The 16,848-nt window shown below is 51.8% G+C and carries 2 protein-coding genes; both read left to right on the forward strand.

All coding sequences use genetic code 11. The features are described 5' to 3' along the window. The first annotated feature begins 299 nt into the window (after positions 1-299). Positions 300-15,758 (forward strand): PKD domain-containing protein, encoded by a 15,459-nt coding sequence (locus LX69_RS00385; protein ID WP_146260586.1) that lies wholly within the window; start codon positions 300-302, stop codon positions 15,756-15,758. A 10-nt stretch (positions 15,759-15,768) separates the two neighbouring features. Then, a complete protein-coding gene (locus tag LX69_RS00390) occupies positions 15,769-16,836 on the forward strand; it encodes a PorP/SprF family type IX secretion system membrane protein (protein ID WP_111443828.1) in 1,068 nt (355 codons plus the stop codon). The last annotated feature ends 12 nt before the right edge of the window (positions 16,837-16,848 follow it).

The following is a 16,848-nucleotide window of genomic DNA, read 5'->3' on the forward strand; positions in this document are numbered from 1 at the left end:
CATGCTGCTATCTGCTCATTCATCTGTGACCACTCACCTCATGGCACGGTTGAGTTAACCCCAGCCTTAAGGCTGGGGTTAGTCTGACAGCGTGTGTAATCGGGCTTTAGCCCGGGCATGTGAGTTTCCTGAGAATGTTCTATGACCAATCACCTCATTCTTCCGTTGAATTTCTCGTTTTTTGTGGTTAATTTTAGGTTTATCACCGCTTTATGCGATTTTGATTTATGTGGGTGATCGGCAATGTTGTATATTTGTAACAGCTTTTACCGTTTCCCTTAAAGGTTTCAAACCCGGTGTTGGTTTTTGACGTACACCACTTATCCATTGACGAACGCATCTTTTTTGATCGTGGCATGATGAAGAAATCCTCCTTCCGCACTTGGTTAAGGCTTGGCTGCTGCCTCTTGGCTGGTTGCCTCTTGGCGCATGGCGTGGCGTGGGGACAGATTGCGGCCTCGCCTCTGAATACCTGTAGTGGCGGGATATATCGAATTTCCGATCCGGCGGTGTTGGGGTTTCCCCCCGGCTTATCTAAAGACAATATTGGGATCTGGAGTGCAGTGGAGCTTTCTTCGGGGGATCCTGCAGGGTTGGTATTTGAGCCACCTACCATTTTTCAAACCTATGTCACCGGTTTTGTGTTGGGTGAAACCTATAAAGTCACATGGAAGAGTGCCAAGAATGGGAAAGATTACGTTTTTTATCTCGAAGCGACTACTGCTGCGACCCCCGGGGTGATAAAGTTTGAGTCTCCGCTCAACTCAGGAACCTGGCAGACAGGAGATATTGTGTATTGCCCGAATATTCCTGAGCCGGAACAACTATTTCAAATTGAAGGTGCTGATATCAGTAGTGTTGAATTTTGGAAGACCGGTTTGCCAGGCTCTTTTTCTACAGCCAATCCCACTTCTTTAACCAGCTACAACAGTAAGGACGAAGTTTGGGGGATTGTTACCAATAGCAATGGATGTGTCTCTTATACGACCAATCGCATCCGTTTGGCAGAGATGACCCAGACTCAGATTGTGGTTGTAGGAGGTGCATCTGCATGTGGTAGCTCTGTGCCTGCCGGCGTTGAGTTGGAGATACAGCCTTATGATGCAGTTGGTTATACATATCAGTGGTATCGGGATGATGGGGCGATCAAATCTCCGATTGGTGGAGCAACCCATCGAACTTATATCATTAATGATTTTGGAAAGTATAGTGTTGTTGTATCCGGTTGTGCTACCACATTTGAAACCAATCAGGTAAATGTTGAACAGATTGGGTTGTCGTCGGTTTCTATTGCCGGTGGTGATTTGTGTAAGCCTGGCGATGAACAAACGCTCACCGCGAACCCCGCTCCGGCTGTTGGTTTTGATTATGGGTGGTTTTATGGGGGGGCACCCATTCCGGGTGAAACGTCATCAACCCTTTCTGCATCCAATGCAGGGTATTATCAGGTCAAGCTCACATCTCAAACAAATGCCGACTGCTATACGATGTCATCCCCATTTTCGGTTGATGTCACCAATGTGTGGGCTGAGTGGAGCAAGGCAAATAATTTAGCACCCTTTTGTGCCACAGCACCAGTGGGAGATCGAACACCAAAGATGAATCTGACCATCTACAATGGTCAGTCACCTTATGAGGTGACCATTAATGATGGCACCAATTATCAGATTTTGAGTGGCGTTGTCAGTCCTGTAGTCATTGATGCTGTTCCGGAGATTTCAAGCACGACTGACTACCGAGTGATCAGTATTGTGGATGCCAATGGTTGTGGCGCCCATTCAGACACTCTACCCAAAAATTCATTGCGTTATGAGGTCGAAGGGATGCCTGTTGTGCAGGATGTCACATTTAGTGGAGGGTGCTCTCAATCTCCCTTGTTGGCAGTGCTCAATAACGCCGAAGCCAACACGATTTACGAGTTGCGCCGCACCACCCTGGGGGTGGAAACGCTGATTGAAAGCCGCACCCCTTCATCCCCCGGTGGCTTTGCCTTTGCTTCGCTTCCCATTTCCTCTGCCGGAACTTACAGTGTGGTGGCTCGTGGACTGACGGGTGCGTGTGGTGAGGTGACAATGAACGGAAATCTGACGGTTTTTGATTCCCCCAACACATTTGTGTTGTCTGCTAATAAGTTGGATTATTGCTTTAATTCCCTGCCTACAGATGTTAAACTTTCACTTTCCGGCTCTCAACCTGGCGTAGATTATCAGTTACAATGGGACGATGGAACCGGTTTTGTCAATGTAGGTGCTGTGTTGTCGGGTGCTGGCAGTGGGCTTTCGCCTGTCGATTGGCATGACCGTCAGGCTGGGGCTTACCGTGTTCTCGCCACAGGTGCCGGCGGGTGCACTCGAGTGATGGATGGTGTGCTGTCGGTGAAAGGGCATTCTTTGCCGGCCGCCGTGGTATCGGCCGGTTCGCCCAATCGCCGTTGTGCCGATGATGCCACAACATCATTTTATGTGAATGTGGCTTTGAATGGGGAGCCACCATTCAATTTTCATATTGTCAATGATAAAGGATTGGCCACCATTGAGGTGCGTAACCATTCATCCATGACCGCTACGATATTGGTCAACCCGGCTACGGATATTACTTATAAAGTTGAAAATTTAACGGATAAATACAGTTGTGCTCCGGTTGCCGGTTCCGGCGAAGCCCGTTTTTATGTCGACCCCATCCCGGTGATCGACATCACGCCGGCCGCCCCCTCGGTGTGTGCCGGGTCTCCGGTGACCTTGACAGCCAATGCGGCCAATACCACCGGGGTAAAGACATACACCTGGTCCGATGGTTTGGGCAGCACCCCCTCGGTGAATTTTACACCTGCCAATACTTTTACTTACGAGGTGGTTGTTACCAATGAATTGGGATGTACCCATACTGAAAATGTCACAGTGACCGTGAACCCGGTGCCGGTTGTCCATTCGCTTACGGTTGACAACCTTCTGAATGCTGGCCATTATTGTGAAGATAATTATGAAATTGGGTTGGCAAGTACCCAAATTGGTGTGACTTATGATCTTTATAAGGATGGGGTTTATTCATTTCCATTTTCATCGACATCTATTATTGGTGACGGTTCTGCTCATAATTTCCCTGATGTTAATACCCCCGGCATCTATACTGTTAGAGCCACATCCGCTGTTGGCGGCTGCACAGCCATGATGAACGGCGCCGTTGAGGTGCATGCCAACACCTTGTCGTTGTCGGTTAAAAGCCGAAATGTTTCGTGTGTATCGGCCAATGATGGATGGGCTGAGGTTGTAGCCTCAGGAGGAGGGGTTCCTTATGTTTATAACTGGGAGAATTCGACCTCTGTGACGGTCTCCACCGCTGCCGTGGCCGATCCTCTGTCTCCCGGGACTTATACCGTCACTGTTACCGATGCTTACGGGTGCAGTCAGTATGAGTATGTAACCATCACAAAGCCATTGGCTTTGGATGTGGATGTTACGACTTTTGCAGCCACATGTGCTTCTGCGACCGATGGCCGTGCCACAGTGTTGGTCACCGGTGGGACGCCGCCTTATCAAATCACCTGGCCCGATGGCACCACCGGCGTGTCTGTGACAAATCTGTCTCCGGGGAATCATGTGGTTTCGGTGACTGATGCCAATGGGTGTATTCATCCTGAGCTTTTTACCATTAATGTGCTGCTTCCCGTTTTGTCCATTTCAGAGACGCTCGCCGATCATAAAGATATTCTGTGCCATGGCGATGCCACCGGCGAGTTCAAGGTGGAAGCTTCCGGCGGATCGGGCGCTTATCAGTTTAGCATCGACCGGATCAGTTGGTTCAATGGCATTGTTGATGAATATACCTTTAAGAATTTAAAAGCAGGTACTTACACCGTTTGGGTGCGCGATGCCAGCAATTCATTGTGTGAGTTAGAGGGAGCGCCGCCGATAACAATTAATGAGGCTGCAGCATTGTCTGTTGCTTTGTCGTCCCCTGTGATAAACGTCCCCTGTCATGGTGGCACTAATGGGAAGATTGAAGTCACGGTGTCCGGAGGAACCGGTGTTTTAAATTATCAGTGGTACCGCCTCGTTCCCGGTGACGGTTTGCTCCCATGGCCTGCGGCAGATGGAGGTACACCAGCTCACGCGACCAACTTGCCCGCCGGTGACTACCGCGTTCGGGTGAATGATGATAAGGGTTGTACCCTCTGGTCCGATGCCATCACCGTGCAGCAACCCGTGAGTCCCATGATGGTTCCGTTGGTGGACATCACCCATGTGTCCTCGTTCGGTGGCAACGATGGAGCCATCACTTTGGGGACGGTCATCAATGGAAATGCTCCTTTTAAATATTCCTGGAGTGGTATTGATTTGAGTGGGAATCCGATTCTAGATCTTGTACCTGATATAACTTCACAGACAAATCTTAAAGCTGGCACTTATCAGGTCACGGTAACCGATGACAATGGTTGTTCTGTGACCCTCGACCAGTTGGTGGTGTCCGAGACCGACCGCCTCACCATTTTGGTGGCCAAGTCCGATCCCGCTCCCTGTCATGGTGCTACCAACGGATTCATCCGTGTCACTGCTGCGGGTGGTGATACGCCTTATCAATCCATCACTTTGTCCGATGGTGTTGTTACGTTGATGCCCGTCAATACCGGATCAACATTTGCCGAGTTTACCGCATTGCCGGCCGGAGCTTACACCGCCACGGTGGTGGATGCCAAAGGCGTTGCTTTCACCGAGGCGATTTTTCTTACTCAACCCGATGCTTTGCAACTCTCGGTTGATAAGAAAGATGTGTCCTGCCATGGCAGTAAAGATGCTGAAATTAAAGTGACGATTTCCGGCGGACTCCCGTTTCCTGGGACGCCTGATTATTATGAAGTTGTCGTGACCCCTCCGGTCGGTGCTGTGTTAACAGAGCACGTACAGTTCGCAACTCCTTTCATTTTTGATCATTTGTCACCCGGCGACTACGCCGTGGTTGTGACCGATTTGAAGGGATGCTCCCAAACTTCTGCCGTGTCCATCGTCGAGCCCAATGAGGTGACCGCCTCGGTGACCCTGACGCCGGTCACCTGTCATGCTCAAGGAACCGCCACGGCGTCGGTGTCGGGGCGCGATGCATCTTTCGCGTTTCAGTATGATTGGTACGAGGTGGATGGTATAGGGACTGAAACTTTGCTGATGACCACAGGTCCTTCATCGATTTCAGGTTTAGATGCAGGAAGTTACCGATTGCGAGTCACTGCATTGAGTGATGCCTGTTTGCCTGTAGATGTTGATTTTTCCATTGATGATGCCCGCCCCGGGACGCTAACCGTAACTCCCACTCATGTCACCGGTTGTGCGGGTGATGCCACGGGTGTTCTTCATGTAGAACTGACAGGCGGTAATGCTCCTTATGTGGTTGCGGCCAACGGGTTGTCCGTGGTCGGGGCAGGCTCCTTCGACCTGACGGGGCTGACCCAGGGAAGCTATACCGTAGGTGCGACCGATGCCAATGGTTGTGCGTTTGCCCCTCAGGTGGTCATCATCAACGAGCCGTCTCCTTTGGAGGTTTCCCCGTTGAACGTCAAATCCGGTTGTTCAATCAATAGCGGTTCCGTCAGTTTTACCGTTTCGGGTGGCAATGTTTCGGGCGGCAACCATAGTTATCGGTGGGTGCTCAAAAATGTGACGGGTGTTGTAATAGATGAGACATCATTGGATGTGACATCCGGTTCATCATCGTTGTTAAGTGAAGTGGGGTTGGCCGCAGGCGATTATATTCTCACCGTTCGGGACTTGTATTCTACGGCTCCCGATCAGTGTGAGGTCATCCGCACCTTCACCATCACCGAGTTGGCGGTTTCGGCCACACTGACCCATACAAGTTGCGAAGGGGTTAACTCCGGTGCCATCCACCTGGATGTGACTGGTGGCTCTGGGAATTATACTTACGTTTGGACTGGCCCCGATGGGTTCTCTGCCGCCACCCAAGACATCACCGGCCTGCATGCAGGCACCTATGCCTTGACATTGAAAGATGAGGATTGGGGATGCGTTGTCTCGTTAAATTACGATATTGATAATCAGCGCACCCTCTCCATCGACACTTACCTTGAACCGGTTCGTTGCCATGGCGAGAACACCGGCAGCATCGAGGTGACCGGCGTGCCCGGCAGTGTGGGAGCACTCTTGTACACCTGGAACGGCACTCCCGGATCAAACCGTTTTGACAACCTGTTTACCGGCACCTATCAAATTCGGGTGGAAGACGGCCAGGGCTGTCTGGCTGAAAAGATGGTTGATGTGGTTCAGCCTGATCCCATTGATTTTAAACTCTCATCTTCCCTTGAGGATTGTAGTCATCGTCAAATATTTTTAAGTGAATTGCAAGGTGGTACCGGCGCCTTGAGTGAGTTTCAATACAATTGGTCTGGCTCGGGTGGGGCAACTGCGAAGGCCGACCTGGCAGGGTTGGATGTTGTCGCTCCGGTTACGCCCTTGCTGACACAACTGACGGTTGGCGGCGACTATGTCGTGACCGTGCGCGATCGTAACAACTGTTCGGCGATGCGCACAGTGGCCGTGGCAGCACCCTTGTCGGTGACGGCTGCTTTGTCGCATCTCAACTGTGCCGGCGATGCCAATGGTGCCATTCAGGTGCAGGTGAGTGGCGGGTCGGGTTCATATCAATATCATTGGACGACGGTTGATGGTTCCGGATTGGTGGTTGGCAATGAGGATCAAAATGGGTTGACAGCAGGGACTTACGTGGTGACGGTGACGGATGTTGTTGAGAATTGTTCGGTGACGGCATCTTATACCCTCAATGCGCCGGCTTCCATCACCATTGATGCACAGTTAACTCACAACCTCTGCCATGGCAATGCCAATGGTTCCATTTTGCCGCAAGTGTCCGGAGGAATGCCAGGGTACACTTATGCCTGGTCGGCGGTTAATGGCACCGGTCTCGACCCCTTGTCGGTGAACCAGTACGGGCTTACTGCCGGAACCTACAGCCTGAGGGTGCGCGATGCCAATGGCTGTGAGGCTGTGAAGGATTTCCAAATCAACGAACCCTTTGCGCTTGATTTTGAGGTCGTGGTGAGCAATACTCAATGCGATAATACCAATAGTATCACAGTTCAGACTCCGAAAGGAGGTTCCGGCTCTTACTCATTTTTGTTGGTTGGCTCCGGCATCTCATCTGAAACATGGGATAATGCGTCTGTCACGGTAAAAACATTATCCAACCTCCCCGGAGGGGATTACACCATTGTGATGAGCGACATGGGCGTGGGGCAGCACTGCTCTGTGACGAAAGTGGTGAGTCTCACGCAACCACTGGTGGCGACATATCAGGTGGCCGGCGAAACCTGCCCCGGCATGGGCGATGGCCGCATATCCCTTTCGGTGTCGGGGGGAACTCTGCCTTATGCTTTCCATTGGACACCTGCTCCGGGGATTGTTGCCGGTGCACAAAACCAAAACGCCCTTGCTGCAGGAACATATACAGTGAGAGTGACCGATGGTCGCGGATGTTTTGTTGATTTAACTGATATTGAAGTCCCATTGCTGCATCAGCTGGTGTTGGGCAGTGGCATCAAGCACGTTCTTTGCAAGGGGGATGCCACGGGTGCCATCGACCTGAGCGTTTCGGGTGGTTCGGGCTTCTACCAATACTTGTGGTCGGGTGGCACTGCATCGGGGAAAACCACCGAAGATGTGTCCGGCCTCGGTGCCGGCTTTTATACCGTAACGGTTTCGGATGATCAGCTTGCCGGGTGTGCTGTCAGTGAAACCTTTCAGGTGAATGAACCTGCTGATGCCTTATCCATATCCTCTTTGACACATACCGATATTTCCTGTCATGGGTCTGCCGTAGGTACCATTCATCTGGTTGTCGCAGGTGGTACAGCTCCTTATCGATATTTGTGGTCAGGACCAATGGCAATCACCGATTCAGAATTCAATCCTACAAATCTCATTGCCGGCAGTTATCAGGTCACCGTTGTTGATGCCAACTTGTGTTCGGTGACCAGTGATGCCATTGTCATCGACCAGCCGGTGCAGCCTGTTGCCGTATCGTTGGTACAGTTGTTGCCCGTCACGGTGTCGGGTGGCAGCAATGGCGTCATTGAGGTGGTGGCTTCGGGTGGCGTGTTGCCGTATGTGTCCTATGCTTGGGAGATTGAAGATGGCATCAATCCCGGAAGTTTCATCCCATATCCTCTTGGAACATCATATCGTGTCGAAGGATTATCTAAAGGTCATTATCGAGTGACGGTGACTGACGGCAATGGCTGCTCGGGAAGCTCAGTTCCGTATATCATCACTGAGCCGGGGCAAGCGCTGGCTGTTGAGAAGGTGTTGCTCCGTCCTATTCGTCCCTGTGCCGGCAGTTCCAATGGCGTGATTTCGGTGCAGGTGGTGGGTGGCACACCCGATGTCACTTCCGGAACCCCGCTCTATATGTTGGAGTGGTATAAAGATGGCGTGAAACAAGGCTCGCAGCAAGCTGTGACCCTCACCCTCAACGGTTTGGCGCCAGGTAGTTATCTCTTCCGCGCTCAAGATGGCAATGGTATTTGGTCGCCCGATCAAATTATTGATGTGACCGAACCGATTGTGTTAACAGTGTTGGCGACGGAGCATCAACCAGTAACCTGCCATAGCGATAACGATGGTGTGGTGCGTGTTGCTGTATCAGGAGGCCTTCCCTCTTTTAGTGGGAATTATAAAGTAACCCTTTATGGTGCCGGTGCTTCTCAGACCCAAATGGCCAATGGGATTGATGTCGATTTTATCGGGCTTACGGCCGGAAACTATCTGGTTGAGGTGGTGGATGATGCCAATGGCGATGGTTCATTTAGTTTCGCCGACCCAGTGGCAGGCGATTGCCGTCAGGTGGTGTCGGTGAGCGTGTCGCAGCCCGAGGCCGTGGTTACGCTCAGTAGGGCAGATGCCGGCGCATTGTGCGATGGTGTGAAACCGCAGTTGCGCATGACGACGACCCACTGGGATGTGGTTGCTCATCCGCTGGATGTGACGCTGAGTGATGGCACCATGGTAACAGTCAATAGCTCGCCTTTTGTTTTTGATCCTGACAATGTCCCGTCGGTAGGTTCAACTACTTATGCCATCACATCGGTGCATGCACAAGGTGGTACCTGTGTGAAAGGGACAGGGCAGGGCACCGTTCAGGTGGGTGTGTTGGCACGCCCTACGGCGCAGCTTTCTGGTGGATCGAGTGTGTGTGTGGGCGAACAGTCTTTGCTACGTGTGGATGTCGCCGGGTCAGCGCCCTGGACGGTTGTCTTTACGAATGGCATGATGGTGAGCATCCCGGCAGGTGAAACGGGGGTGGATGTGCCCGTGACACCGATCTCTTCCAATACCTATTCGCTTCTTTCGGTTTCCGATGCCCATTGCAGCGGCACGGTGAGTGGTTCGGCTACGGTAACGGTTCACCCGCTTCCCGAGGTCACCCTCAGTGGCTCTGCCATGATTTGTGCAGGTCAGCCGACGTCATTGACGCTGACCATGCCATCGGGAACAGCGCCTTATCAAATCAACGTGAAGGTGAACGGCATCGAAACCGTTTTAAATAATATTGTCACAAGCCCTTATATCTGGACTGTTTCACCGTTGGTAACCACCACCTACGAGTTGGTGAGCATCACCGATGCCCACGGATGCAGTCGTGCGGTGAGTGGCGCTGCCGTGGTGACGGTGAACCCGTTGCCCGGGAATCCGGGTGTTATTGACGGCCCCGATGAGGCTTGTCAGGGAGCCACGGGGCTTGTGTATCGTGTTGACGCCATTCCTCATGCCACGTCTTATGAGTGGGAATTGCCCGCCGGTTTCTCCCTCACTTCGGGAAAAGGAAGCCGTGAAATCACCATTGAGGTTGATCATAACGCTTCCACTGATACATTGCGGGTGCGCGGCGTGAATGGTTGCGGATCTTCGGCCTGGGCAAACAAAAGCGTGCAGGTTGACCGTTTGCCTGATGCGGCGGCGGGTGTCATCACCAGTTTGTCGGATTCTGTGCAGTTTTGTCAGGGCACCCGTGGTGTGCGTTTCTCTGTCGCCCCGGTGAAAGGTGCTACCGAATACATCTGGCATATGCCGGCCGGCTTCGCCATTGTCAGTGGACAGGGTTCCACCGGCGTGCTGGTCGATTTGGACGAGCATCAGCATTCCATAACCGGGAATATCACCGTGGAGGCTCGCAATGCCTGTGGTTCGCGTGGCATTTCTCCTCCCCTGACTGTCACCATCAGTCCCAACCCCTCGGCCAATGCCGGCCCTGATGCACACGTGTGTGCCGATCAGTACGTGATGAAGGCTGTAGATGCCGGAGTTGGCCATACCGGGTTGTGGGAGTTGTTGCCGGGCAGTGGTTCGGCCAAAGTAGTGACCCCGGATGCCTTTAATACGGCCTTGAACGATCTTGGGAAGGGCGCCAATACCTTCCGATGGACGGTGACTCACACTGCTACCGGCTGTAAGGCCAGTGATGAGGTTGTGGTTTACAATGATTTGCTTACGGTGTCTGCCACAGCCGACCATGATGCCGTTTGCGACGGCAATGCCACTGTTTATGGTACGGCCGTTCCCGATGGTGCCACAGGCGTGTGGAGTGTTAATCCTGTGGGTGCTTTCATTCATCAGGGAACTTCTGCGACCACGGCGGTGACCGGTTTGGCACCGGGCATGAATCAGTTTACCTGGCGCATCACCAAAAACGGTTGCGAGAGTGCTGCCGTGACCACGGTGGTGAACAATGCCCCCGAAACTGCAGTGGTGACCGATTATACCCTGGCTGACGGCACGGTGGTTGCCTTTACCGGCATCCCTATTCAGTTGTGTGATAACCACCTCACTGTGTCGGCACGACCTGTGTCGAATGCCTCCCTGGGCATCGGTCGTTGGGAACTCATCAAGGGAACCGCCACCATTGCTGACCCTGCGAGCGCCACCACGAAAATCACCGGCCTGGGCATGGGTGAGAACATCTTGCGTTGGCGGGTGCGTCTGGCCACCTGCGAGAGCCATGTGGATGTGGTGATTCATAACAATCAATTGTTGGCAGATGCCGGCAAGGATCAAACCACCTGTGGTGATGTGGTGACGCTCACTGCATCCCCATCCGTTTCGGCCGGTGTTACCGGAGCATGGAGTGTGTTAACCGATGCCTCAGGGCTGGAACTTGGGCATGCCGTGTTCTCAGCAGGTAGCAACCATCAAACCACAGCTTCGGCGTTGGCTGTTGGGGATAATTATTTTGTGTGGAGTGTTACTCAGCATGGTTGTGTGAGCCGCGACGTGGTGAAAATTACCAGTCACAAACCGACACAGGCGACGGTGGAGACGGGATTGTTGACTTGCGGTGAGGATGCCCGTCTGGCGGCCAACGCTGTAGATACCACTGCGGAGACCGGTTTCTGGAGCATTGTGAAGGGTTATGCCGCTTTTGATGATAAAACACGCCGCGATGCCGCTATTTCGAGCATCGCACAGGGTGAAAACATATTCCGATGGAATATCCTTCGGAATGGATGTTCTTCGTCGGCCGATTTTGTGGTGAACAACCGCAAGTTACCTGTTTATGCCGGCAAAGATACCGTGATTTGCGACCGCAATATTGCCTTGAACGCCAATGCTGCGACAGAAGGTAGTGGCATGTGGCGCGTTAAGGAAGGTGGCGTGACCATCGTGTCGGTGAGTGATCCTAAAAGCAACGCCAGTTTTGATGCCGGCAAGCATGTGTTGGAATGGGTGATCAATAATCAGGGGTGTTACTCCATTGATGAGGTGGTGATTGTTAACAACACGGTGACTGCCAACGCCGGCGGTGATCAGGATTTGTTGGGGACGGCCACTTATATGACAGCCGGTGCGTTGAGTGCCGGGGAGACCGGTCGATGGACCGTTGTTTCGGGCGGCGCTAAGTTTGTCGATATGACGCGGCCTGACAGCTATGTGTCTGAAATTAAAAAAGGGGAGAACGTATTTAAGTGGACTGTCACGAAAGGCGGATGTGTTGCTGAAGATTTGATTGTGGTCAATAACGGTCAGTCGGTGGAAGCCGATGCCGGGATGACACAGACCGTGTGTGTAAACGAAGTGGAGTTACAGGCCAACAATCCCGATGGCGGGGTGGGGGTTTGGAGCATTGAGCCGGGTGAAGGGAATGGTTCCGGTGTGTTTGAAAATATCAACAGTCCGCGTACGCGTGTCACCCACTTGTCGCCCGGTAAGAACGTGTTTCGGTGGACCATTAATTATGCGACCACCTCCACTTACGATGTGGTGGAGATTATCAATAACCAGCCATCAACCGCATTTGCCGGTGTGGATGAATATACCGATTGTTCAGATACCAAGCAGCTGGCCGGCATGCCCGTTCTTTATGGCGATATTGAGTGGATTGTTTCATCGGGAAGTGGTGTGTTTAACAATGCCGCCATTCACAACCCCGTGGTGTCCGGATTGTCGCGTGGTCCGAACTTGTTGCGCATGCGTGTTACCAAGGGTCAGTGTGTGAGCGAATCATCGGTGGTCATCACCAACGATATGCCCGATATTCCCGATGCCGGTAACGACCGCCCGGTGTGCGTCGATTCGGTGATGCTTACGCCCAATACGCCAGCCTTCGGTCGTGGGGAATGGATGATACAGGGTGCGAGTACCGCAACTTTCGATGGCAACATGGTCAGAAGCCTTTCGCCCGGGGAAAACGTCTTTTTGTGGGTGATTAAGACCGAACATTGTCAGTTGTCTGATGCGGTGGTGATTACCAATAATAAACCCACGCAGGCCAATGCCGGGTTTAACACGCCGGTGTGTGACGATCGATATCAGCTGTCGGCCAATGAACCGTCGGCACGAGAAAGCGGGATGTGGACGATCGTGGCTTCGGATGCTTCGTTTGATGATGTGCATTCTCCAACGGCCATCGCGTCGGGGTTAAGCCGGGGTGGGAACACTTTCCGTTGGACCATTGATAACCATGGATGCCAGTCGTATGACGAGGTGGTGGTCTCTTATGATTACATTCAGTCGATGATCAATCCTGTAGATCCCTTGTGTGTGGATACGGCCATGTTGAGAGCCAATAATCCCTATCCGGGTATTGGCACCTGGAGTGTGATTGCCGGATCCAGCTCGGTGAGCATTGATGATGTGAATAGCCCGGCCACCATTGTGCGGCATCTCGATCAGGGTGTCAATATGTTGGTGTGGACCATTAAAAATGGAAGTTGTGAGTCGTCGTCGACTGTCAATGTCATCAACAATCAACCCACACAGGCCGATGCCGGGAATGATTTTGGTACGTGTGAAGACCATGTTACATTGAGTGCCAACATCGATATGTCGGGTCAGGGGCACTGGGAGCGTTTAACCGGTAATGGCTCCATTGCTGACGAAAACAGTTCTTATACCAGTGTCTCCGGATTGTCGGTGGGGCGTAACCTGTTCCGTTGGACCATCGAGAATAATGGCTGTTTTTCGTATGATGACGTGGAAGTGTCATATAACAAGATATTTGCACGTGTGGGTGACGATCAATTGGATAATTGCAGTCCTGAAGCGCAACTTCAGGCCAACAATGCTTTGCCGGGCGTGGGTACCTGGAGTGTGGGCGGCAAAAATGGACAGGCTTACTTTGAGAATGCCAACGACCCGAACTCACGGGTATATAATCTTGGCTTTGGGAAAAACACCTTGCGATGGACCATTGTGCATCAGGGATGTGAGTCATCGGCCGAGATGGTTGTGTATAACAATTCGCCCAGCATTGCTTATGCCGGTAATGATGAAGCGGTGTGTGAAAATGTGTATGTGCTCGATGCCAGACAGCCCGAAATTGGAGTGGGTAATTGGGAGGTCCTTACCGGTGGCGCACAGGTTGCAGATGCCTTATCGCCCAAGTCGCCTGTGTCGTCGTTGACGGTTGGTGACAACGTGTTCCGCTGGATTGTTCGTCACGGCAATTGTACGAGTACCGATGAGGTGCTGATAGTCAATAATCGCCCTTCGCCCCCTTATGCCGGAAAAGACTTACAGGTATGTGTGGATACCCATCCGTTGAAAGCCGATGAGCCGGAGTATGGTCAGGGGCATTGGGACATTCCCTATGGTTCGGCCATGGTGGATCAACCCAACAGTTCTGTTGCCATGGCATCTAATTTGGCCTATGGACGTAATGTATTCCGATGGACGGTGGTCAATGGTCAGTGTTCATTATCCGACGAAGTGGAGATTGTGAACAACATGGCCACTCAGTCACGTGCCGGATCCGACATACAAGATTGTAAAAGCAGTGCGGTGCTTGATGCCAATGTTCCTGTACAAGGTGTTGGAGTGTGGTCGCTGGTATCGGGTAAAGGAACCATTGTAAATCCATCCGATCCCTATACCCGCATTAATGATTTAAGTTTTGGTGAAAACATTTTTAAGTGGACCATTCAAAACGGAAGCTGTTTCTCAAACGATTTCGTTTCAGTCTTCAATATGACGCCCGATCAGGCCATTGCCGGTGCTGATAAAGTTATTTGTGACCATGCCATGTCGATGAATGCCAACGAGCCAAAGTCGGGTGTCGGGCAGTGGACTGTATTGAGTGGTGCCGGGACGTTTGAGCAACCGGCAGCTTTCGACAGCCGTGTGGCCGGCGTCGGTTTTGGCATCAATGTATATCAATGGAAAATCAGTTACGGATCGTGCAGCACAGAGTCGACTGTGACAGTGGTCAACAATCGTTATGAAGCCTATGCCGGTGAAGATGAGGTGGTGTACGAACCATCGGTGGTGTTGCGAGCCACCAAAACAGATGAAGCAGTGATCGGTCAGTGGTCGGTGGTGTCGGGAAGCGGCGATTTTGTTGATGGCAATTTCTTCAACACACGTGTTGATAATCTCACCGAGGGGGTGAATACCTTCCGATGGCTGATTGATGTGAACGGTTGTGTGACTTCCGACGATGTGCATGTGACTTACAAGGTAACCCCCGATGTGGGCTTTATTAGCGACGTGATTAAAGGATGTTATCCGTTGCGGGTTCAGTTTACCAACTATGCCGTGGGGGGCAATAGTTATATGTGGGATTTTGGAGATGGCGATATATCGGTGGAGCGTAATCCTGTGCATGTGTTCACCAGGCCGGGCGATTACCGGGTGACGCTTACTGTTCCCGGCCCCGATGGCCGTGATGGTGTGTTTACGTCATTGATACGTGTGTATGATCATCCGGTGGCTTCGTTCTCGTTTGATCCGACCGTGGTATATGTGCCCGCTGATGAGTTGCGTTGTTATAACAGCTCCAGTGGTGGCAAGACTTATTTGTGGCACTTTGGCGACGGACAAACTTCTACGGAGCTAAATCCCCGCTATGTATACACCACCGCAGGAGTGTATGACTTGCAACTGACCGTCACCAATGAGTTTGGTTGTGCCGACAGTATGGTGGTTGAACGAGGTGTTGAAGCCATTTTGCAGGGATTCATTGTGTTTCCCAATGCCTTTACGCCGCGTCCTGTGGATGGTACGATGTCGACATCGTCGCAGGACATGATTTTCCGTCCACGTTATCGCGATGTGGATCAATATCGCCTTCAGATCTTTGATCGATGGGGGCAGGTGGTGTTTGAGAGCAACGACGTGAATGTGGGGTGGGACGGCATGTATAACGACCGTCTTTCGCCACAGGATGTGTATGTGTATAAAGCCTGGGGCCATTATGTGAGTGGCCGGGAATTTATGAAGACCGGCAGTGTGCTGCTGGTTCGATAATGACATGTGAATGATAAAACGATTTAAGATATTTATTTGTCTGTTGGTATTGTTGGTGATGACCGGAGCAAGCACGATGCTACACGGTCAGGATCCTGCTTTTTCGCAGGCGTATATGTCGCCACTGTATTTGAGTCCTTCTTTCTCGGGGTTAACCACCGGGTCGCGAGTGGCCATGTCGCTGCGCGATCAGTGGCCTTCCATTCCGGGGACTTACACCAATGTGGCGCTGTCGCTCGATCATTATGTCCCGCGGTACAAGAGCGGTATTGGGTTGCTTTATGCACGAGATGATCGGGGGAGTGGCTTGTTGGTGACCCAGGACGTGGGTTTTCTTTATTCCTATGAGCTGGAGGTGATGCACGGGATTTATGTGCGTCCCGGACTGGCTTTTAAATATGCCCAGCGACACATTGATGCTTCGCGCATCGTTTATGGCAGTCAGTTGGATGCCAATGGCGCATTGTTGCCCGGTTTTGTTCCTGTGTTTGACCGGCAGTCATATCACAAGCTCGATGCTGCTGCTTCGGCCATGATTTACAGTGACTTTTTTTGGTTGGGTTTCACGGCCGATCATTTGGTGCGCAACAACATTGGATATACTGACATTGAGACCCATGTGCCGGTTAAGACGGTTGTTTTTTGCGGGTACAAATACAAGTACAAAGAGCGTTATCGCAATCAGGATGAACAAAGTGTGACTTTTGCCCTCAATTATTACCGACAGCAGGATTTTCAGCAGCTCGACCTGGGTGCGTATTGGTATATGGCACCCTTTGAATTAGGGGTGCTTTATCGCGGGTTGCCATTTTTAGAGGTGTCGGAATATTCGAACAATGATGCTTTGGTGATGATTCTGTCAGTGACCTTGGGGAGTATTCAGTTCGGATACAGTCACGATTTCACCGTGAGTGGGTTGGCCGCCCAGAGTGGAGGTGCCAATGAAATAGGGTTGATTTATCGTTTCAATCAAAATTATGAGTCCAAACCCTATCGGGGAGCCCTGCCTTGTTCCGGTTCCGGCGTCATTAGCGGGGGAGGGAGCAGTCGTAAAGGCAAGTCACGGAAAATATTTTAGTGAATTTTACAT

Origin of the sequence: Breznakibacter xylanolyticus, assembly GCF_003254275.1 — a bacterium.
Classification (GTDB): Bacteria; Bacteroidota; Bacteroidia; order Bacteroidales; family Marinilabiliaceae; genus Breznakibacter; species Breznakibacter xylanolyticus.